This window comes from Mycobacterium triplex (genome assembly GCF_000689255.1).
GTDB classification, from domain to species: Bacteria; Actinomycetota; Actinomycetes; order Mycobacteriales; family Mycobacteriaceae; genus Mycobacterium; species Mycobacterium triplex.
Map to the genome: position 1 here is coordinate 316,799 of NZ_HG964447.1, position 20,003 is coordinate 336,801.

The 20,003-nt window shown below is 65.9% G+C and carries 20 protein-coding genes; 16 read left to right on the forward strand and 4 right to left on the reverse strand.

Annotated features, from left to right (window positions below):
• Positions 1-29: 29 nt before the first annotated feature.
• Entirely contained in the window at positions 30-275 is a 246-nt protein-coding gene (locus BN973_RS29005; RefSeq protein ID WP_036473804.1) for a hypothetical protein, read from the reverse strand.
• A gap of 198 nt (positions 276-473) precedes the next feature.
• On the opposite strand from BN973_RS29005, the gene BN973_RS29010 reads away from it, so the two are divergent.
• From BN973_RS29010 to BN973_RS29040, 7 genes are read left to right on the forward strand one after another with little or no spacing between them, the layout of a single operon-like run.
• Positions 474-1,397, forward strand: coding sequence for an alpha/beta fold hydrolase (locus BN973_RS29010; protein WP_036473806.1), 924 nt, complete (start codon positions 474-476; stop codon positions 1,395-1,397).
• Complete coding sequence (gene hpaH / locus BN973_RS29015; RefSeq protein WP_036473808.1) at positions 1,394-2,215, forward strand: 2-oxo-hept-4-ene-1,7-dioate hydratase; 822 nt, start codon at positions 1,394-1,396, stop codon at positions 2,213-2,215. Before BN973_RS29010 ends, hpaH begins: the two co-directional genes overlap by 4 nt.
• Positions 2,212-2,976 (forward strand): aldolase/citrate lyase family protein, encoded by a 765-nt coding sequence (locus BN973_RS29020; RefSeq protein WP_036473810.1) that lies wholly within the window; start codon positions 2,212-2,214, stop codon positions 2,974-2,976. Before hpaH ends, BN973_RS29020 begins: the two co-directional genes overlap by 4 nt.
• Positions 2,977-3,021: 45 nt before the next feature.
• Positions 3,022-4,194 (forward strand): acyl-CoA dehydrogenase family protein, encoded by a 1,173-nt coding sequence (locus tag BN973_RS29025; RefSeq protein WP_036473813.1) that lies wholly within the window; start codon positions 3,022-3,024, stop codon positions 4,192-4,194.
• Positions 4,195-4,213: 19 nt separating this feature from the next.
• Complete coding sequence (locus BN973_RS29030; protein WP_036473815.1) at positions 4,214-5,245, forward strand: acyl-CoA dehydrogenase family protein; 1,032 nt, start codon at positions 4,214-4,216, stop codon at positions 5,243-5,245.
• The gene (locus BN973_RS29035; RefSeq protein ID WP_036473816.1) at positions 5,242-6,393 is read left to right on the forward strand and encodes an acetyl-CoA acetyltransferase; all 1,152 of its coding nucleotides are present in this window, start codon (positions 5,242-5,244) and stop codon (positions 6,391-6,393) included. The genes BN973_RS29030 and BN973_RS29035 overlap by 4 nt, the downstream gene beginning before the upstream one ends.
• Entirely contained in the window at positions 6,394-7,908 is a 1,515-nt protein-coding gene (locus tag BN973_RS29040) for a class I adenylate-forming enzyme family protein (RefSeq protein WP_036473818.1), read from the forward strand. It begins immediately after the preceding gene.
• Here BN973_RS29040 and BN973_RS29045 read toward each other — a convergent pair.
• Complete coding sequence (locus BN973_RS29045; protein WP_036474155.1) at positions 7,899-8,435, reverse strand: hotdog domain-containing protein; 537 nt, start codon at positions 8,433-8,435, stop codon at positions 7,899-7,901. The genes BN973_RS29040 and BN973_RS29045 overlap by 10 nt on opposite strands.
• Before the next feature lie 212 nt (positions 8,436-8,647).
• Between BN973_RS29045 and BN973_RS29050 the strand changes: the two genes are divergently transcribed.
• Positions 8,648-11,104: a CaiB/BaiF CoA-transferase family protein gene (locus tag BN973_RS29050; protein ID WP_036473820.1), complete on the forward strand. Its 2,457-nt coding sequence runs from the start codon at positions 8,648-8,650 to the stop codon at positions 11,102-11,104.
• Between the two features lie 4 nt (positions 11,105-11,108).
• Here the strand turns inward: BN973_RS29050 and BN973_RS29055 are convergent, their stop codons facing one another.
• Complete coding sequence (locus BN973_RS29055; RefSeq protein ID WP_036473822.1) at positions 11,109-11,795, reverse strand: TetR/AcrR family transcriptional regulator; 687 nt, start codon at positions 11,793-11,795, stop codon at positions 11,109-11,111.
• Between the two features lie 137 nt (positions 11,796-11,932).
• On the opposite strand from BN973_RS29055, the gene BN973_RS29060 reads away from it, so the two are divergent.
• The 8 genes from BN973_RS29060 to BN973_RS29095 all read left to right on the forward strand — a co-directional run bounded on the left by BN973_RS29060 (position 11,933) and on the right by BN973_RS29095 (position 18,839).
• A complete protein-coding gene (locus tag BN973_RS29060) occupies positions 11,933-13,072 on the forward strand; it encodes an amidohydrolase family protein (protein ID WP_036473823.1) in 1,140 nt (379 codons plus the stop codon).
• A 4-nt stretch (positions 13,073-13,076) separates the two neighbouring features.
• Positions 13,077-14,276, forward strand: a complete 1,200-nt coding sequence (locus BN973_RS29065; RefSeq protein ID WP_036473825.1) for a thiolase C-terminal domain-containing protein — start codon at positions 13,077-13,079, stop codon at positions 14,274-14,276.
• Complete coding sequence (locus BN973_RS29070) at positions 14,273-14,722, forward strand: Zn-ribbon domain-containing OB-fold protein (protein ID WP_036473827.1); 450 nt, start codon at positions 14,273-14,275, stop codon at positions 14,720-14,722. Before BN973_RS29065 ends, BN973_RS29070 begins: the two co-directional genes overlap by 4 nt.
• A 4-nt stretch (positions 14,723-14,726) precedes the next feature.
• Entirely contained in the window at positions 14,727-14,936 is a 210-nt protein-coding gene (locus BN973_RS29075; protein ID WP_036473829.1) for a hypothetical protein, read from the forward strand.
• Positions 14,937-14,956: 20 nt separating this feature from the next.
• Entirely contained in the window at positions 14,957-15,772 is an 816-nt protein-coding gene (locus tag BN973_RS29080) for a mycofactocin-coupled SDR family oxidoreductase (RefSeq protein WP_036473831.1), read from the forward strand.
• 208 nt (positions 15,773-15,980) lie between these two features.
• The gene (locus BN973_RS29085; RefSeq protein WP_051641732.1) at positions 15,981-17,153 is read left to right on the forward strand and encodes a cytochrome P450; all 1,173 of its coding nucleotides are present in this window, start codon (positions 15,981-15,983) and stop codon (positions 17,151-17,153) included.
• A gap of 34 nt (positions 17,154-17,187) precedes the next feature.
• Entirely contained in the window at positions 17,188-18,018 is an 831-nt protein-coding gene (locus tag BN973_RS29090; RefSeq protein WP_036473833.1) for an NAD(P)-dependent oxidoreductase, read from the forward strand.
• Positions 18,018-18,839, forward strand: coding sequence for a mycofactocin-coupled SDR family oxidoreductase (locus BN973_RS29095; protein ID WP_036473836.1), 822 nt, complete (start codon positions 18,018-18,020; stop codon positions 18,837-18,839). The genes BN973_RS29090 and BN973_RS29095 overlap by 1 nt, the downstream gene beginning before the upstream one ends.
• A 32-nt stretch (positions 18,840-18,871) precedes the next feature.
• Here BN973_RS29095 and BN973_RS29100 read toward each other — a convergent pair whose 3' ends face one another.
• The gene (locus BN973_RS29100; protein WP_036473838.1) at positions 18,872-19,957 is read right to left on the reverse strand and encodes a phosphotransferase family protein; all 1,086 of its coding nucleotides are present in this window, start codon (positions 19,955-19,957) and stop codon (positions 18,872-18,874) included.
• Between the last annotated feature and the right edge of the window lie 46 nt (positions 19,958-20,003).

The following is a 20,003-nucleotide window of genomic DNA, read 5'->3' on the forward strand; positions in this document are numbered from 1 at the left end:
CAGGCCGACCAGGTCGGCGTCGGCGGCGCTCACGGCCGCTCCGTTGGCCGGCGTTCGCCGCGGTAGTTGCCTACCCTGATCCACTCCTCGCGGTCTTCGGCGGTGGCCAAGGTGAAGCTGGCCAACTCCAAGGGGCACAGGAAGACCTGCTCGCCGCCCTCCAGGTCCTCAACGAGCAGGCGGGGGCCGTTGCCGTTGACGTCCAGCGACAACCGCACGGCCGCGAACTCGTTGACCAGGTCGGCGAGGACGCGGCGTCCGGCCGGAGTATTCACCTGCCCAGTATTACCGCATACAAGTGTCAGAATCAATGGAGGAAGAAGGAATGACGGCTGGCGGATCACGTCCGGGTCGAGCGCTGTAGGCCGTTCTCCACATGGGAACATAGAGCTTGTGCGACGATGAGAAGAATGGATGCTGATGTCAGCGATAGATGACATGTATGTCAGATACGGAAGATTCGAGAAGGTGAGATGAGCCAAGCACAAGCTCCGGCCGCTGCGGTCGATGTGAGCCGAGTCGACACGCAGAACTACCGCAGCATCTGGATGTATCTCAAGGAGCTCGAGTTCCGGCAGGGGTTCGTCGATGTCCCGGTCAAGGGAGTCCCTGTCCGGACCCGTTACGCCGAGGCGGGCGGGCCGGACAAGCCGCACGCCATCCTGCTGCACGGCACCGGCGGGCATTGGGAGACGTTCGCGCCCAACCTCGCCGCACTGTCACAGCACTTCCACTGCGTGGCGATCGACATGGTCGGCAATGGGTTCTCCGGCAAGCCGGACTACGACTACGAGATCGCGATTTACGTCGAACACGTGCTGGGGGTGATGGACCACTTCGGCATGACGTCAGCCAACTTCATTGCAATGTCGCTGGGCGCGTTCGTCGCGTCCGCGATCTCCGTCGGCCACGCCGACCGAGTCGACAAGGTGATCCTGATGTCGCCGGCCGGGCGGGAAGCGTCGGCGGCGAACATGGCGCGCATTCGGGCGGAACGGACCAAGGCGGTCAACGAGCCGACGTGGGAATCCCTACACGCCGTGTTCGCCCACCTGATCGCCGACGAGGCTAATCGCCTGCCCGATCTCATCGGTTTGCGTCAGGCCGTGTATCGGCGCGAGGACACCCGGAACACCATCGACCGGCTGCTGATCCTGCAGGACGAGAAGGTGCGCCACCGCAACCTGATTCCCGACGACAAGTGGCGCGGCATCGAGGCGCCGGTGATGATCGTGGCGTCGGGCAAGGATCACGGCGTGTACCAGGACACCGCTCGTACGATCGCGAACCTGATTCCGAACTCAGAGGTTTTCGAGATGCCCTCGGTGCGGCATTGGCCGCATTTCGAGGATCCGGAGGCGTTCAACGCCGCGGCGATCGAGTTCCTCACCAGATGACCAGACCCGCCGAGGACGAGCTCGCCGACATTGCCCGGCGGCTGTACGAGGCCGAGCAGAACCGCACGCCGATCCGGCAGTTGTCGCTGGACTATCCCGACATGACCATCGAGGACGCCTACGCGGTGCAGCGGGCACTCGTCGCGCTGAAAGTCGCCGACGGGCGAGAAGTCAAGGGCCGCAAGATTGGTCTGACCTCGAAGGTGATGCAGCGGGCGGTGTCGATCGACGAACCGGATTACGGTGCGCTGTTCGACGACATGTTCATCGAGGATGGCGGCCGCGTCCCGCTGGGCCGGTACATCCGTCCGCGCGTCGAGGTCGAGTTGGCTTTCGTGCTGGGCGAGCGGCTATCCGGCCCGGGGGTCACGTTGTTCGACGTGCTGCGGGCCACCGAGTTCGTGACTCCTGCACTGGAGATCCTCGACGCCAGGGTGCAGATGTCGGACCCCGAAACCGGCCATCTGCGCACCATCGTCGACACCATCGCCGACAACGCCGCGGACGCCGGCCTGGTCCTGGGCGGCCGGGTATTCCGCCCCTTGGACGTCGATCTGCGCTGGGTGGCGGCCCTGCTGCTGCGCAACGGCACCATCGAGGAGTCCGGGGTGGCGGCCGCGGTGCTCAACCATCCCGGCAATGGTGTGGCCTGGCTAGCCAATCGGCTTGCCCCACATGGTGTTTCCCTTGAGCGCGGCGAGGTCATCCTGTCCGGATCGTTCACCAAGCCGGTGTTCGCCGAACCGGGGGACAGCTTTGTCGCCGACTATGGACCGCTGGGCACGGTCTCGGTGACGTTCGATTCGGGGGCATCGTGACCAACCGGTGGACGCAGCGCATCAGCGATGGCGACCCGCGGATCGGCATGTGGGTGGCCTCGGGCAGCGGGTATGTCACCGAGATCTGCGCGGGGTCCGGAATCGACTGGCTGCTGTTGGACCAGGAGCATGCGCCCAACGATCTGCGCACGACGCTCGAACAGTTGCAGGTGTTGGCGGGCTACCCGGACGTCGACGTGCTGGTGCGTCCGCCGTCTGCCGATCCCGTGTTCATCAAGCAACTGCTCGACATCGGCGCGCAGAACATCATCGTTCCGATGATCGATGGCCCCGGTGAGGCAGTCGCGGCGGTTTCCGCCACCCGGTACCCGCCCGAGGGGATTCGCGGGGTGGGCAGCGCGTTGGCGCGGGCGTCGCGTTGGAACCGCATTTCTGACTACCTTGTCACCGCAGATGCAACGGTGTCGTTGACCGTCCAAGTGGAAAGTGCGGCCGGTCTGACCCAGCTCGGCGAGATCGCCGACGTCGATGGTGTGGACGCCATCTTCATCGGTCCGGCCGACCTGGCGGCCTCAATGGGCAAACTTGGGCAGCCGGAGCATCCCGAGATCGTGAGCACCATAGAGGCTGCGTTAGCGACTATCGTGGACCACGGCAAGCGCGCCGGTGTGAATGCGTTCAGCGAGCCGTTGGCACGCCGCTACATGATGGCCGGCGCGAGCTTCGTGCTAGTAGGAGCGGACGTCGCATTGCTGGCTCGCGGTGCCGAACAACTGGCCGCGAGGTATCGAGGTCAATGACTGACGCATTGTTTCTGACTATCGTGTCACCTAGAATTCCGGACCATGGATCTCGACTTCACGCCTGACCAGCTCGAGTTCCGCGACCAGGTCCGCACGTGGCTCGACGAGAACAAGCCGACCGAACAAAGGCCGCGCGACGATGCGGGTATCCGGGAATACGACCTCGCGTGGCAGCGCACGCAATGGGAAGGCGGCTGGGCCGGCATCGCCTGGCCGACAGAATACGGCGGCAAGGGGCTGACGCTGCTTCAGCAGTTGATCTGGTACGAGGAGTATGCCGCGCGGGGGTTCCCTGGGATCGATGCATGCTTCGTCGGTAACTCGCACGCCGGGCCGACCCTGATCACCAGGGCAACCGATGAGCAGAAGTCGTTCCACTTGCCGAAAATCCTTGGCGGTGAGGTGATTTGGTGTCAGGGCTTCTCCGAGCCCGACGCCGGGTCGGATCTGGCGGCGTTGCGCACCAAGGCGGTGATCGACGGCGAGCACCTGGTGGTGTCGGGGCAGAAGCTGTGGACGAGCTTCGCCACCGTCGCCGACTACCAGGAACTGCTGGTGCGCACCGACAACACCGGCAGCAAGCACAAGGGCATCACCTGGGTGATTTGCGACATGAGCACTTCAGGGATCGACGTCCGCCCGATCGAGACCATCGAGGGCGGCTCGGAATTCTGCGAAGTGTTCTATGACGACGTGCGCATTCCGCTGAGCAACGTGGTCGGCGAGGTGGGCGAAGGTTGGTCGGTCGCGATGGCGACGCTGTCCTTTGAGCGTGGCACCGCGTTCACCGCCAACCAGGTGCGGCTGGCGAAGATCATCGAGGACCTCATCGACTACGCCCGCGACCACGTCGGGCCGGACGGCCGCAGGCCCGCCATCGCCGATGACGACATCGCGCGACGGCTGGCGAGGGCTCGCGCCTCGGTGGCGTCACTGCGGGCGCTCACCTACACCAACATTTGCGAGGCCTTGAAGACCGAGACACCCGGCCCGCGGGGTTCGATCGTCAAGTTGATGTACGCCGAATTGGCCAAGGAGATCGGCAGATTGGCGATGGACATCGTCGGTCCGGCCTCAGTCCGGTATTCGTCGCGCTGGGACGTCGACGGCTGGGTCGGTTACTACTACTACAGCTTCTCCCAAGCCATCGGGGGCGGAACGTCGGAGATCCAACGCAACATCGTCGGCGAGCGCGTGTTGGGGCTGCCCCGATGAATACCGTGAGGAGACGGCCATGAACCTGCTGCCCGGAGCTGAGCAGCTTGAAATCATCACGGCGGCAGGGGAATTCCTCGCTGAGAGGATGCCTGTCGAGCGGATCCGTGCTAATCGGCACGCGGAAGCGCCGATTCCCGGGTCGGTATGGCGAGAATGCGCCGAGTTGGGCCTTTTGACTCTCGGGCTCGACGAGGAGTTCGGCGGATCGGGCCGGCCGCTGGACGACGAAGCGCTGCTGTTCGTCGAACTCGGCAAGCGGCTCGCGCCCGGGCCGTTCCTGGCGGGCACGTTGGGTGCCCGGGTAGCCGCCCGATCTGGCGACGACGCGCTGGCCCAGCGGATCGGCTCCGGGGTGGCGGTGGTGGCCCTCGCGGTACTGCGTGGCGACGGCGACGTGCGGCCAGCGCGGCCCATTAAAGGGACCTTCGATTTGTTCGAGCCGGCGGGTGCCTCGCACGCCCTGCTGGTGGCCCGCAGCGGTGCCGCTCTGCTCGACATCGATTCCTTCGGGCCGCTGACATCCGTGGCCGCAGCCGACCCGGGTACTCGGATATCTTCGGCCACAGTCGAATCCGCCGAGCCGGTGTATTGGCTGCCGGTTGAGGACGAATGGATCTGGGGCCGCGCCATGGTGCTCGCGGCGGGCTATCTGGCCGGGCTGGCCGCGGGCGCGGCCGGTTTGGCGACCGAACACGCCAAGACGCGTGAGCAGTTCGGCAAACCGATCGGGGTCCACCAGGCGATCAAGCACGCCTGCGTCGATATGGAGATCGCGGCCGAGGCCACGCAGGCGCAGACGTTCTTCGCCGCAATCGCGGTGGCGAGTGGCCGCGCCGACGCCCTGCTGCAGGTGCTGTCGGCCGCAACGGTGGCCGGCTCGGCGGCCGTCGACAATGCCGCAGCAGGCATCCACGTGTTCGGTGGGATGGGTTACACGTTCGAGAACGACATGCACCTATACCTGAAGCGTGCGCACGTGTTTCGGCATCTGTTCGGCGAGCCCACCGACGTGCTGGCCGAGTTGCTGGCCCAGGACCGCGCCCAGTGAGCGGCACCGTTGCGATCGCCGGTGTCGCCCTGTCCGACGTCGGCCGAGTCGACGACAAGGGCCCCTACGAGCTGATCGCGCAGGCCAGCCGCCGCGCCTTGGCTGATGCCGGGCTGACGCCCGATGACGTCGATGGGTTGGCCTCTACCGGTCAGGGCACACTGCCCCCGGTCGATGTCGGCGAGTATCTGGGGCTGCGGCCCCGCTGGATCGACTCCACCGCGGTCGGGGGAGCGTCGTGGGAGGTGATGGCCGCCCACGCGGCCGACGCGATCGCCGCCGGGCATGCCGACGTGGTGTTGCTGACCTACGGCTCGACTGCCCGCTCTGATCTTCGAAAGGGGTTGCGGGGGGCCAACATCAATTGGGGCGCGCGCGGACCACTGCAGTGGGAGGCGCCCTACGGCCACACCCTAATCTCCAAGTACGCCATGGCCGCACGGCGGCACATGTTCACTTACGGCACCACGATCGAGCAGCTGGCCGAGGTCGCTGTGTCCGCGCGGTTCAACGCGGCCGACAATCCCGAGGCCTACTACCGCGATCCGATCACCGTCGACGATGTGCTCGGCGGACCAATGATCGCCGACCCTTTCACCAAGCTGCACTGCTGCATTCGCAGCGATGGCGGGGCGGCGGCCGTCCTCGTCAACGCGGAACGCGCAAAGGATCTGCGGAGTAAGCCGGTGTGGGTGCTCGGCTCGGGCGAGACCACCTCGCACATGCTCACCTCGCAGTGGGACGACCTCACCGTCGGCCCGGCGGCGGTCAGCGGACCGCTCGCCTTTGCGCGCGCCGGGGTCTCCCCGTCCGACGTCGACGTCGCCGAGATCTACGACGCGTTCACCTATATGTTGCTACTCACCCTCGAAGACCTGGGCTTCTGCCCGAAGGGGGAGGGCGGCGGCTTTGTCGAGAAGGGCTCGTTGCGTTTGGGCGGCGAACTTCCCACCAATACCGACGGTGGCGGCCTGTCGGCATGTCACCCGGGTCAGCGGGGGTTGTTCCTCTTAGTCGAGGCGGCGCGCCAGTTGCGCGGCGAATGCGGGCCGCGGCAGGTGCCGGACGCCCGGATCGCCTGTGTCAGCGGCACCGGCGGCTGGTTCTGTTCCAGCGGCACAATGATTCTCGGCGCCGAGGAGCCGTAGGTGGCCCGTGCACCGCTGAGCGCCGACGTCAGCGACACCCGGTCGATGCTGGAGTGCGCTGCTACCGTGCACGGTGACCGTGAGGCCTACGTTGAGCCGGGAGGGCGCATCACCTTCGCGGACTGGATCGGCCGGGCCCGTGGTGTCGCTTCGCAGTTCGCCGACCTCGGGGTCGGCAAGGGCGACGTAATCGTGCTGTGGCTGCCGTCGGGCATCGACTATGCGACGTGTTATGCCGCCGCGGCGATGCTCGGCGCCATCACCGCGGGTCTGAACCCCCGACTCGGTCGTCGAGAGATCGAATCTGTTCTGCAACAAGCTGATCCCGCGTTGATCGTCGCCGATGAACGGCTTGGAGCGCTACCCGATACCGGGCACCGGCTGTTGTCGCGGGATGCGCTGTGCAGCGACACGTCGTCATCGGCACCACCTGCCGTGGAGCTCAACCGTCGGGACCTGGTTGCGTTGATCTTCACCAGTGGCACGACTGGGATGCCGAAGGGCGCGGCATTCGATGCCGACCGACTGGCGGCGGGCGCGGCAGCATCAGGGGTGATGAGCGCGCCCTACGACCGGCGCCTCACATCGACACCGTTCTCCCACGCCGGCTACATGTTCAAGCTCTGGGATCAGTTGGTGTGGGGCAGCACGCTGGTGGTGCCGCCGACTCCGTGGTCGGCCCAGGGCATGTTCGACATCCTGCGCGACGAGCGGGTCACCGTGGCGGGTGCGGTTCCGACCCAGTGGGCCAAGCTGCTCGATGTCGATGGCGTGAGCCGGCAGGCGTTGTCGCACTTACGGATCGGGGTGGTCGCCACGGCGCCGGCGCCGCCCGAGTTGATACGTCGGGTCGCCGAGCGGATCGGGGTTCCGCTGGTGGTGCGGTATGCGATGACCGAGTGCCCGACTATTTGCGGCACCGAACCGAACGACGCCCCCGAGATTCAGTTCCGCACGGTCGGGCGGCCGGCCGCCGGAATGGAGGTCCGCGTCGGGCCCGACGGCGGTGTCGAGGTACGCGGTCCCTGCGTGATGCGCGGCTATTGGTGCAACCCGGAACTCACCGAAGAGGTGCTGCGCGACGGCTGGCTGCGCACCGGCGACATCGGCGCCCTCGGTGCCGACGGGAATCTCACCCTGGTTGGGCGCAGCGGCGACATGTACATCCGCGGCGGCTACAACGTGCATCCCGGTGAGGTGGAGCGTGTGCTCGCCGGTCACGCGGGTGTGAAAAATGCTGCCGTAGTGGGGTGCTCGGCCCCGGTTATCGGGGAGATCGGCGTCGCGTGCGTGGTGCCGGCTGACGCCGCTAGGCCCCCGGGGCTGGCCGAGTTGCGCACTTATGTGGCGGACGAGCTGGCCGATTACAAGGCGCCCGACGAATTGCTGATCGTCGACGAGTTACCGCTGACAGCGATGCTCAAGCCGGACCGGCTTGCCCTACGGGAGCTGATCAGATTGCACGACAAAGACATTCAACGTCGACGACCGACGGAACAAGAGAGTCATGGCTGATCCGGGCGCAACTCGATGAACAGGCCCTCGGCTTCCGCGCATAGTGTGTCCCCGTGGGTGAGCTCCGCGCGCAGCAGCCTCTTGCGTCCCTGTTCGCTGACGAACCAGGCGCGCACCACGAGTTCTTCGCCGACGGGTGTGATGGACCGGAAATCGGTGTGCAGATATGCGGTTCGCGCAGGCGCACGGCCGCCGCTACTGGCCAGCCGGCCGAGCACCTCATCGAATAACAGGGGGATGGCCCCGCCGTGGACGGCTCCGCCTCCACCGAGAAAGTAGCGGCCGAACGTGACGGTGCCCTCTACCTTCTCCGGGTCGCCCGCGATCGGAATAAAGCTGGGGGCCATGGTTTGTCCGCGGCCGGGCAGATCGAGTCGGCGAGCGAAGATCTGCCTGCGCTCGGGGACGGCGGCTGGGGCCAACCGGTCGGTCCAGTCCTTGAGGTCCTTCGTCAGCGCCACGGTTGTCGCCCTATCCGGGGCTGCGGCGGCCACGTCGTCGAGGAAATCGCGCAGCGCCGCGATCATGTCGCCGTATTCGGCGCCCCCGCCCGGGCTCCGTACCGTCGGCTCCTGCCAGGTACGCATCGGCGGGAACCCGCCCCGTGACTCCGCTTCATGGGTCTCCGTCATCTCGCAAGACTAATACATTGACATTAATATTGATCGCTGCGATGCTGACGTGACGTGTGCCACTTCACGTCTTCACGAGATCCGCCCGCAGGCGCTAGGGAGCGAACATGCCGAAAGTCGGTTCAGCGTCGGACGGTCCGCTGGCCGGCCTCGTGGTGGTCGACCTGTCGACGACGCTGCCCGGCGCGCAGGCAACGCAGTTCCTCGCCGACTGCGGCGCCGGGGTGATCATGGTCGAGCCCCCCGACGGCAGTCCGCTGCGCGAGCTCGCCGGCTGGCCGGCGCTGCTGCGCGGCAAGCGCAGCGTGACTTTGGACCTGCACGACGACGCAGACCTCGACCGGTTGCGGGCACTGTTGCGGCGCGCCGACGTGATGGTGAACACGCTGCGGCCGCACACCGCCGAGCGCCTCGGCCTCACTGCCGAGTCGCTCTCGCGCCGGTATCCGCGGTTGGTGGTCGCCAACGTCACCGGCTGGGGCTCGCCGGGGCCGTTCCGCAACTATAAGGGCTGGGAAGCGCTGGTCATGGCCAAGACCGGCGTCATGCACGAGAAGCGCGGACTCGCGCCGCGTCCGGGCCCGGCGTTCACCACGTTCACCTATGCCTCGTGGGGCGCCGCCCATGCCGCTGTTCAGGGTGTGCTGGCCGCGCTCCTCGAGCGGGAGAGCAGTGGGCGTGGCCAAACCGTCGAGACCAACTTGGTGAGCGGCATGGGTTCGATGGATCCCTACAACTGGTTCTACGAGATGGTGCTGCAACGGTATCCGGGCGCATTCGAACCGATGGACGCCGCATACGACGATCAGGGTCGGCCCCAGGCGTACCTCATTTACGCACTGCTGGTGTGTCCGACGAAGGACGGCCGCTGGCTGCAGTTCGCTCAGGTGTCGCCCAAGCTGATCGGCGCCTGGCTGACCGAACTCGACCTGCTCGGGGAGCTCGCCGACCCGAAGTGGCAGGGCTTTCCGATGCTGCCGACCCCCGAACTTCGCACCGAGTGGTGGGACATCATGATCGAACGGGTCGGCGCCCGCACGCTCGCCGAATGGCAGCAGGCCATGGCGGAAAACCTCGACCTGAGCGGGGAACTGTTCCGGAGTCCCGAGGACTCGCTGAACCACCCGCAGACCGCGCACGAAGGGCGCGCCACCACCGTCATCGACCCCGATCTCGGACCCGTACGACAGCCGTCGACCCTTATTCATGCAGACGGCAAGCCGCTGACCCGGCTTCGGCCGGCCCCGCGCATCGGCGAGCACAACGACTCAGTCACCTTCGATCAAGTAGGCGGCGCCGCCCCGCCCGCTCCGCAGGGAGACCACGACGAGCCGCCGCTGAAGGGTGTGACGGTCCTGGAGTTCGGCAGCATGTTCGCCGGACCGTACGGCGCGACCCTGCTGGCCGACCTGGGCGCCCGCGTGATCAAGGTCGAGCCGCTCGACGGCGACAACATCCGCAACCTGGTCGCGTTCCCCGAGGCGGGTGGCGCAAAAGTGCTGCAGGGCAAGGAAAGTGTCGCGATCGACTTCACCAAGCCCGAGGGCCTCGAGCTGGTGTACGAGCTGGCCAAGCGGTCCGACGTCGTCCTGCAATGCTTCCGGGGCAAAGCGGCAGAACGCTCGAAGATCGACGAGGCCTCGCTGCGGGCGGTCAACCCGGACCTGGCGTTCGTGACGACCTCCGGTTACGGAGTCGACGGGCCGTTCGCCCATCGCGCGGCCTACGCACCATCGGTCGGCGCGGCGTCCGGCCTGGCGCAGGTCGACAGCCACGACACGGGCGAGCCGCCCGCCGACCTGGATGACTTGCACCGCCGGGCGGTCAGACTCCACGCGGGCGGGGCCGTCCCAGCCGTGCAGTCCGACGGCATCGCGGCACACGGTGTCGGTTCGGCGCTGCTGGTCGCGTTGTACGCCAAGCGCCGTGGCAAGATGCTGACGAACGTGGTCACGACCATGCTCGCCACCGCGCAGCAGGCGATGATCGCGTACAACGCGAGCTATGCGTCCCGACCCGCCGAAACGCCCGCGGACGAACAGTTTTTCGGTATGAATGCTCTGTATCGGATGTACCCGGCGGCCGACGGTTATGTCTTTCTTGCCGCGCCGTTGCCGCGCGAATGGCCGGCATTGGCGAAAGCGATGTCGCCGTACGTCGACTTGCACGCCGACGAGCGCTTTGCCGATGCCGACTCCCGAACCCAGCATGATGACGAGTTAATCGCTGCACTAACAACGGTTTTCGTGACTAAGACCAAGCTGGAGTGGGAGCACGAATTGTCCGCTCAAGACGTTGGTTGTGTCGAGGTGGTGGAGGCCAACTCCGAATTGGTGCTGCAGACCGATCCGTATTACGAGGCAGGCTATGCAGTCGACGCGCACAGCCCGATCTTCGAGGAGCACCGTCGGCTCGCGCCGCTGTGCACCTTCTCGCGATCACGGACACGGGCTGATGCGGGATGCACTATCGGGCAGCACACCGATGCGGTATTGCGCGAAATCGGGTTGGACGAAGCGGCGATCGCCGCCCTGAGAGCCAGCGAGGTCGTCGGCGGTAGCTGAGCCTTCAGGTCTCGTCGCGCTCAGCGATCAGCGCGCGGGTCTCGTAAGACACCGGCGCGGTGAGCATTCCGACCCAGGTGTCCACGTAGTTGTGCAGCTGCGCTTCGCTGAGTCCATGGCCCGAACGGCCTGCCGCAGCAAGGACGTTGATCAGGCTGATGTAGAGCTGAAACGTCCGGCCGCGCCGGATCCGCTCGGGCAGATCCTGCAACGCGGCGTCGACCAGCTCTTCCAGCTTCTCCTGGGTCCACTCATCATCGAGGTGATCCGGCCAGTAGTCGCTGCGCGCCCGCGGATCCTCCATGAGCCGAGCCAGGAACGGCGCGAACATCTCGCCCGCGGCGATGCTGTTGGCCAGCGGTCGCACCAGGAGCCACACCACGGCGCGGGGGTCCGCCTCCTTGCCTTGCTCGCGCATCCGCGCGAGCATCTCTTGGCGGTCGATTCCGAGTGACGCCTGGCGGTAGGCGATCAGCGCGCGGATCAGTCCCTCGCGGGAGCCGAAGTGGTAGCGGATCACCGAGGTGTTGGACTGTCCGGCCGCCTGTTGGATTTCCCTGAGCGTGACCGCCTCGATGCCGCGCGTGGCGAACAGCCGCTCGGCGACCTCCATCAACATCACCCGGGTCGACTCACCCGATGCGTTGCGCCTCCGCTCGCCCGCGGGTGACTCCGTTCCCAGCTCCGGCATGGGCCTCCTCCAGTTCGCCTCAGTCTTACCGGCGTCGCCCCTCCATCCAAATAATAATGGCTAGTCATTAGAAATACTGGACTTGCGTCAGGGCAGCTGGCATCATTCGAGTGAGTGGCGGATCCAATGGAGGGCCGATGAGCGTGATCTGGACGAATTCGGGCGACTCCCACTTCATCGAGCCCGACGACCTGTGGAAGTCCCGGTTGCCGAAGGCGCTTGCCGACCTGACGCCGCGCGCCGAGAAGGATCCCGACGGCGAGTACGAGACCGTCTCGGTCGACGGGCAGATCTTCAGGCGCAAGCTGCCGTCGTCGGCGGTGGTGGCCTTTGCCGAGATGAGCTCGAGGCCGCAGGGCACTCGCGATGCGAAGGCCCGGCTCGGGGATCTCGACAACGAGGGCGTCTGGGGCGAAGTCATTTTTCCGTCCCTGGGCATGTGGGCGTCCACCTTCCGCACGCCGGCGCTGCTCAAGGCATGCATGCGGGCGAGCAACGAGTGGGCTATCGAGGAGATCTGCGCGGTGTCGCCGCGATATGTGGTGACCGCCCAGGTGTCGACGCTCGTGGTGGATGACGCTGTCGAGGAGTTGCAGTGGGCCGCGGACAACGGCTTTAAAGCGGTGTTCCTGCCGACCACGCCGCATCCCAGTGCACCGGACTGGCATCGCAAGGAATGGGAACCGTTCTGGGCGGCGGCCGAGGAGGCCGGCATGGTGATCGCGTTCCACATCGGCACCGATCCGGTCGAGGTGACGGCCAGCAACAGCGCGACCGGTGGCGCAGGCCAGGTGTACCGCGGCCCGGGTGGTGCCACCATGAACTACGCCGAGACCACGTTCTCGGGTCAGCGGGCGGCGATGAAGATGGTCGCATCCGGCGCTCTGGACCGTCACCCCAACCTGAAGGTGCTCATCTCCGAGGGAGGTGCGACGTGGGTACCGTTTCTGGGTGACCGGCTCCTGGAGGGATACCGCCAGCACCATCTCGCGGTGCGGCCCAAGCTCACGCGCAGCCCCAAGGAAATCCTGTTCAGCCAGGTCTACGCGTCATTCCAGCACGACGAAACGGCGGTCGCGGCCTATGAGCACATGGGCTACAAGAACGTGATGTTCGGCAGCGACTACCCGCACATGGAGGGCACCTTCGGGCACACCCAGGACACCCTGAAGGGGCTCTTCGACGGCGTGAGCGACGCGACCCGACTGCGCATCACCCAGGGCACGTTCTACGAACTCTTCCCCGACGTTCCGCCAATTCCCGTCGAAAACGTTTGAGCGCGTGCCCAATACAAAGGGTTTACGCGACGTCGCCATTGTGGGCGTCGGTGCCACGCCCTACTACAAGCGTGGCGGGTCGCTGCCTCAATCGATCACCGAACTGGCCGGCGAGGCGATCCTGGCGGCGTGTGCGGACGCCGGCCTACCCGTGACCGAGGTCGACGGCTTCGCCTACTACTCGGGCGCCAGCGCGGGCTACACCGAGAAGATGGACACCGCCGACTTCGTGGAAACGCTTGGGATTCCTGAGATTCGGTTCACCGCCGCGTTGACCTCCGGCGGGGGCGGGTCCGCGGGTGCCATCGGGCTGGCGCGGGCCGCGATCGTCGCCGGCGATGCCTCGGTTGTCGTGACGGTGATGGCGCTGCAGCAGGCGAAACAGCGCCTCGGGTCGGTGTTTTCGGCACTGGAGCCCGATCCGATCAATTCGTTCCTGCAGCCGTCGGGACTGTTCGGCCCGGGACATCTGATGTCGGTGATGGCTCGCCGGCACATGCATCTCTACGGCACCCGCCGCGAGGCGTTCGCCGAGATCGCGTTGTCCACGCGAGCCAACGCGGCGAATCGGCCGAAGGCGATGCACCCCGAACCGCTGACGTTGGACGACTATTTCAATGCGCGAATGATCGCAGAGCCCTTGTGCCTCTACGACTTCTGCCAAGAGACCGACGGTGCCGTCGCGGTGATCACCACCAGCATGGACCGGGCCAAAGATCTGCGGCAACCGCCGGTGCCGGTGGTTGCTGCAGCCCACGGTGGGGTCCGGGACTGGGGCAGGGCGTTCGCCTGGATGGGCATGCCCGACGAATACTTCGCCTCCTCGGGCAACGCGCCCATCGCCAAGCGGCTCTACGAGCAGGCCGGCGTCGGCGCCGCTGATATCGACGTCGCACTGCTCTACGACCATTTCAGCCCGATGGTGCTCATGCAGCTCGAGGACTATGGGTTCTGCGGCAAGGGGGACGGCGGCGAGTTCGTCGAAAGTGGAGCGATCCGGTACGACGGCGGCTCGATTCCGGTCAACACCCACGGCGGTCAGCTCTCCGAGGCCTACATCATCGGGATGACTCACATCATGGAAGGAGTCGAGCAGATGCGCGGGACCGCCATCAACCAGGTCGCCGACGCCGAACTCGCCCTGGTCACCGGTGGCCCCGCGAGCCTGCCCGTGAGCGGCCTGATCCTGGGACGCGCCGCGTGAGCACCGCCGCCGCCACCCTCGCCACTACGATCCCCGGCGAGCACGTCCGGATTGCGATGAACAAGGACACCGAGCCGTTCTGGATCGCCGCGAAACAACGGCGTCTGGTGGCGCCGCAGTGCGCCGACTGCCGGTCCTTCCGGCTGCCCCCCACCCCATTCTGCCCCAATTGCCAGTCGAGACAAGTAAATTGGATCGATCTCAGCGGCGATGCCGTCGTTTACAGCTTCGCCGTCGTGCACGGTTTCCCCGGCATGCCGGATCTGGTGCTGGTGCCGGCGGTCCTCGACCTGCCCGACGCACCCGGTGCGCGACTGGTCTCCAACGTCGTCGACATCGCACCCGCCGACGTCACGATAGGAATGCCTGTGCACGTTGACTTCTCACCGATCGCCGATGGCTGGCTACTGCCCGTCTTCCGGGTCCGCGCTCGGGGCGAGGAGTAACACCGTGTCCGACGACAGCGCTCTGCATGAGAAGCCCCTCGAGTTCCTCAGCAGCATCGCCAACACCGGCGGATCCTGTGACGGTCAGGCGATCCTGCCCCTGAATGGGCATTTCCGCTGTACGTGCTCGTGCGGCGCCTGGGACATCGAGGTCGACGACCCGCAGGAAGGCTTGCGGCAAGCAAGGATTCACACCGGCAGCATGACTGGCTAGATGTTGAGGAGCAGGGGACCATGGGTAATCTAAACGGCAAAGTCGCCTTCATCACCGGAGCAGCGCGAGGCCAGGGCCGCGCGCACGCGGTGCGGCTCGCGGCGGACGGCGCGGACATCATCGCGCTCGACATCTGCCGCGACATCGACTCGATCGACTATCCCAATGCCAGTCCCGAGGATCTCGACGAGACCGCCAAGCTCGTCGAAAAGGAGGGCAGACGTATCGTCGCCCGCCAGGCCGACGTCCGCGACGCCGATGCCGTCGAGCAGGCGGTGGCCGACGGGCTCGCCGAGTTCGGCCGCCTCGACATCGTGATCGCCAACGCCGGCGTCATTCGGCTGGGCCCGGGCGGCGATCGGCGACAGACGTTCCGCGACATCATCGACGTCAACCTCATCGGCGTATGGAACACGGTGGAAGCGGCGATCCCAGCCCTCATCGACGGTGGACGCGGCGGTTCGATTGTGTTGACCAGTTCGAGCGCCGGCCTGAAGGCCCCGAATACCGATCGCGCAGGCGGGCAAGCGTACGGCGCGGCGAAGCGCGGTCTAGTCGCTCTGATGCAGACCTGGGCGAATAACTTGGCGCAGCATTCGATCCGCGTCAACACGATTCACCCGACTGGGGTTGCCACCGGAATGGTGATGAACGACGTGATGGCGGCGATGTTCGAGGCCAATGATCCGTCGCTGGCCACGATGCAGAACGCGCTGCCCATCCCGATCCTGATGCCCGAGGACATCGCCAACGCGGTGGCGTTCCTGGTGTCCGACGAGGCGAAGTTCATCACCGGTATCGCCTGGCCGCTCGACGCCGGCTTCGCGGTCCGCTGATAGCCCGCCAGGCTGCACGGACTATTGCGTCCGTCCCACAACATAGTTAACCTAGTTTGACGAGTTTTCTTTGACCTGTCGCGTCATTCGGTCCAGATTGACAGTCGACTGTCGTATTATGCGAGCCGCGAGTGCTTCGAGTTCGCGCCCGTTCGAAGCCGCACGGAAGGACATCATGATCCAGAATCAGCCCACGGCAACGTGTCCCATGAAGCAGATTGACATGAACGCTCCGGACTCGCCTGCGCTGGCTCACTTCCATTTGCTCGACGAGTGCCAGGACGAGGCCAGACCGGTCTTCCGCAACACCGAGGCCGGTATGGAGTACTGGGTATTCACCGACAACTCGGTGATCCTGGACGGGCTCCAGCACCCGGAGCTCTGGTCCAGCAGCGTGATCGTGCCGACGGATCCGGAGCCGCCGTACAAGTGGATCCCGATCATGCTCGACCCGCCCGACCACACTAAGTGGCGTCATGTGCTGGCGGAGTACTTCTCGCCTGGCCGCGTCAAGGGCCTGCGCGACGCGCAGCAGAAGTTGGCCGCGGGACTGATCGAAGAAGTGGCCGGCGAGGGTGGGTGCGATTTCGTGACGCGGATCTCGCGGGTGTTCCCGTCGACGGTCTTCCTGACCATCATGGGCATGCCCGTCGAGGATCTCGAGAAGTTCCTGGCCTGGGAGGACATGATCCTGCACCAGAGCGGGGCGGGAGAGGAAGTCAACGCGGCCCGGCTCGAAGGCATGACGCACGTGATGGGCTACTTCTCCGGCCTGATTGCGGAGCGGCGCGAGAATCGTGACCCAAGTGCGGACGACATCGTCAGCAAGGCCATTGACTGGACGCTCGACGGCGAACCCATCAACGACCTGGAACTGCTCAACTGTCTCCTGCTGCTGTTCATGGCCGGGCTCGACACGGTCTCCAACCAGCTGTCCTACGCGATGCTGCACCTGGCCACCCATCCGGCCGACCGCGCACGGATCGTTGCCGAACCCGAGCTCATTCCAAAGGCAGTGGAGGAACTTCTACGGGTTTATCCGATCGTGCAGACGGCACGAAAGGCAACCCAGGACATGGATTTTCACGGATGTCCGGTCAAGGCGGGCGACATGGCGTCGTTCTCCCTCGCGTTCGCGGGCCGGGATAAATCGGCCTATGACGATGCCCGCACGGTCAACTTCGACCGCGGCGTCACACGTCACCTATCTTTCGGCGGCGGCCCGCACCGCTGCCTCGGTTCGCACCTCGCGCGGCAGGAGCTGGCGGTGGTGCTGGAGGAGTGGCACAAGCGCATTCCGAACTACGAGGTCTCCGGGCAGCCTATCGAGCACGGTGGTCAGGTGTTCGGCGTCGATTCGCTCAAGCTGACCTGGAGCTGAGCTGATCGGGACCGTCCAAGTTTTAGCGAGCGCAGTGCCTAACACCGTCGGATTCCTTGGCGCCGGACAACTCGGCGAGCCCATGGTCGAGCGGTTGCTCGGCGCCCAACACGACGTCCTGGTCTACGCCCGGCGCGAGGAGGTCCGCCTGCGACTGGAGTCGAAGGGCGCGGCAATGGCCGATTCGGTGGCTGACCTGGCGCGCCGTAGCGACATCCTCATCGCATGCCTGTTCTCGGATGCACAGTTGCGCGAAACCGGGCTGGGCGCAGACGGTTTCATCGCCAACGCTAAGCCGGGTGCAGTGTTGGTGTCTCACACGACCGGCACCCTGTCCACCCTCGAGGCGTTGCGGGATAGTTGTCTTTCGCCGCCGGTCATCCTCGATGCGCCCGTCAGCGGCACCGCGGACGACATCAACGCAGGCAGCATGACCGTGCTGATCGGGGGACCGAGTGACGCCGTCGCCGCAGTAACGCCCGTCCTCAACGCCTATGCCGACCCGGTGGTGGCGACCGGTGCACTGGGCAGCGCGCTGGCGCTCAAGCTGATCAACAACCTGCTGTTCGCGGCCAACGCCCAACTCCTTGCCGCGGCGACGCAACTGGGAGACCGGTTGGGCGTCGCGCCGGACGTGTTGTTGTCCACGCTGCAGGTGTGCAGCGCCAGGAGTCACGCGGCGGAACAGGCGCACCGCGTCGGCGGGATGGACCGGTTCGCGGAGTTGGCCGGGGCGTTCTTGCGCAAGGACATCGCGGCGTGCCGCGAAGCTGCGGTCGAGGCAGGTGTGGAGCTGGGGCTGCTGGACACCGCAGTACGCGAGGGACCGCTGGCGTTGGACCACGCGAGCGCGGGGACACCCTGATGACGGGTCGACTCGCCGGGAAAGTCGCGTTCATCACCGGCGCCGCTAGGGGACAAGGCCGCGCACACGCAGTGCGAATGGCCGTCGAAGGTGCCGACATCATTGCCGTCGACCTCGCCGCCCCGCTACCCGAATCAGTGCGTTACCCATCGGCCACCCCCGACGACCTCGCCGAGACCGTGGAGATGGTGAAGGCCGCAGGTGGTCGAATAATGGCCACCGCAGCCGATATCCGCGATCTGGACGCGCTGCGTCGCGCCGTCGACGCGGGCGTCGAGGCCTACGGACGACTAGACGTCATCGTGGCCAACGCGGGAATCTGCATCCCGTCACCGTGGAACGAGATCACCCCGGAGTCGTTCCGCGACATCATGGACGTCAACGTGACCGGTACGTGGAACACCGTGATGGCCGGAGCGCAGCGGATTATCGACGGCGGCCGTGGCGGGTCGATCATACTGACCAGCTCTTATGCCGGGGTGAAGGTACAGCCGTACATGGTGCATTACACCGCGAGCAAGCATGCCGTAACGGGGATGGCGCGGGCCTTCGCCGCCGAACTGGGAAAACACGACATCAGGGTCAACAGCGTGCATCCCGGTCCGGTCAACACTCCGATGGGGGGTGGCGACATGATCGCCGCGCTGTTCGCCGCGATCGAGACCAACCCGACGCTGAACAACATGGGGACCCCGTTCCTGCCGCAATGGGCCTGCGAGCCGGAAGATGTTGCCGCCGCGGTGTGTTGGCTGGCCTCCGACGAGTCACGCTTCGTCACAGCCACCCGGTTGTCGGTCGACCAGGGCATGGCGCAGTTCTAATGCTGTCGCGTGATCCCCTCGTGCCGGCCCCGTCAGAGCTGGTCGAGATACCACTCGACCAGCGCGACTGACGTCTGCGGATAGCTACGAGCCGTGGCGGCATCGAGTCCGTCGCGCACCAAGAGCCGGGCGAGTCGGTTGTTGATCAGCGACAGGACGAAGGCGGCTAACAGTTGGTAGTAGACGATGTCGCCGGTCACGGTCCCGCCGAATTGCACATAGCGCCTGACGGTTTCGCCGTCGTCGGGTACACCGGGCAGGCGAGCGAAGCCCAGTGCTTCGCAGAGGAAACGTTCGAACATCAGCCACCAACCGAGGTCTATGTCCGGTGGACCAGTGCCTGCGGTCTCCCAGTCGAACAATGCGACCACCGACAAGTCCTCGCCGAAACACATGTTTCCGACGCGGGCGTCGCCCCACACCACCGTCTCGGCATCGGTGTGCGGCGCTGCGGCGAGAATCACCTTCAGGGCCTGTGCGAGCACATCCGCACCGACCACCAAATCGGCGCGACACCACTCGTACCAGCCGCTGAGTTTGTCGAGGTAGCGCTGCAATGCCGTACGGGTCTGGTCGGCGCCGCCTCGGAGGAAACGCAACGTCTCTGGGTCGTCGACGCGGTGCACGTCGACGAGTGCGCGTAGTCCGTTGCTGCACAACAACTCCCGATCGGCAGCGGAAAGGTCGACAGTCCAGCCGCGCTTGTGCCAACTCGGAACGTCCGACGGTGTGCGCCCCCGCACTCGGCGCATCACATAAAACGGCGACCCCAGGACCGCGGCGTCGCGTTCGATGCCAACGATGTGCGGAACTCGAATCCCCTGCGCGCCAAGTCGTTGCATCACTTCGGCCTGTCGCGGGGCGTCGGGTACGGTGAACAACTGGTGGTCTTCTGCCTGTGCGCGCAGTACCAGATCCTCGGAAAGGCGCACGCCGGCCCGGTCGGTCCAGGCGGCGGTGAAGAACACCGTTCGCCCGGAGTAACCGGCTGGCGGAGCGGTGAAATCGGAGACGACGAAGGCGGTCGCTTCCGTACCCGCCAGCCGAAGTGGCAACCAAGCCTGGAGTACCTCGCCCACCCGGTCGCCGACGTCGCCGCGCGTCGAGGTGTACGCCATCTGAAGAACCCCTTGCCCAAGTACTGAACACTACTGTCAGAATAGC

Excerpts from the sequence above, each read along its gene's own strand:
- BN973_RS29010 (WP_036473806.1), top strand. The coding sequence starts at position 474 with ATGAGCCAAGCACAAGCTCCGGCCGCTGCGGTCGATGTGAGCCGAGTC.
- BN973_RS29085 (WP_051641732.1), top strand. The coding sequence starts at position 15,981 with ATGAAGCAGATTGACATGAACGCTCCGGACTCGCCTGCGCTGGCTCAC.
- BN973_RS29100 (WP_036473838.1), bottom strand. The coding sequence starts at position 19,957 with ATGGCGTACACCTCGACGCGCGGCGACGTCGGCGACCGGGTGGGCGAG.
- BN973_RS29045 (WP_036474155.1), bottom strand. The coding sequence starts at position 8,435 with ATGATCGCGGCGCTGCGCGATTTCCTCGACGACGTGGCCGCCGCAGCC.
- BN973_RS29060 (WP_036473823.1), top strand. The coding sequence starts at position 11,933 with ATGAGCGTGATCTGGACGAATTCGGGCGACTCCCACTTCATCGAGCCC.
- BN973_RS29095 (WP_036473836.1), top strand. The coding sequence starts at position 18,018 with ATGACGGGTCGACTCGCCGGGAAAGTCGCGTTCATCACCGGCGCCGCT.
- BN973_RS29055 (WP_036473822.1), bottom strand. The coding sequence starts at position 11,795 with ATGCCGGAGCTGGGAACGGAGTCACCCGCGGGCGAGCGGAGGCGCAAC.
- BN973_RS29025 (WP_036473813.1), top strand. The coding sequence starts at position 3,022 with ATGGATCTCGACTTCACGCCTGACCAGCTCGAGTTCCGCGACCAGGTC.
- hpaH (WP_036473808.1), top strand. The coding sequence starts at position 1,394 with ATGACCAGACCCGCCGAGGACGAGCTCGCCGACATTGCCCGGCGGCTG.
- BN973_RS29030 (WP_036473815.1), top strand. The coding sequence starts at position 4,214 with ATGAACCTGCTGCCCGGAGCTGAGCAGCTTGAAATCATCACGGCGGCA.
- BN973_RS29050 (WP_036473820.1), top strand. The coding sequence starts at position 8,648 with ATGCCGAAAGTCGGTTCAGCGTCGGACGGTCCGCTGGCCGGCCTCGTG.
- BN973_RS29080 (WP_036473831.1), top strand. The coding sequence starts at position 14,957 with ATGGGTAATCTAAACGGCAAAGTCGCCTTCATCACCGGAGCAGCGCGA.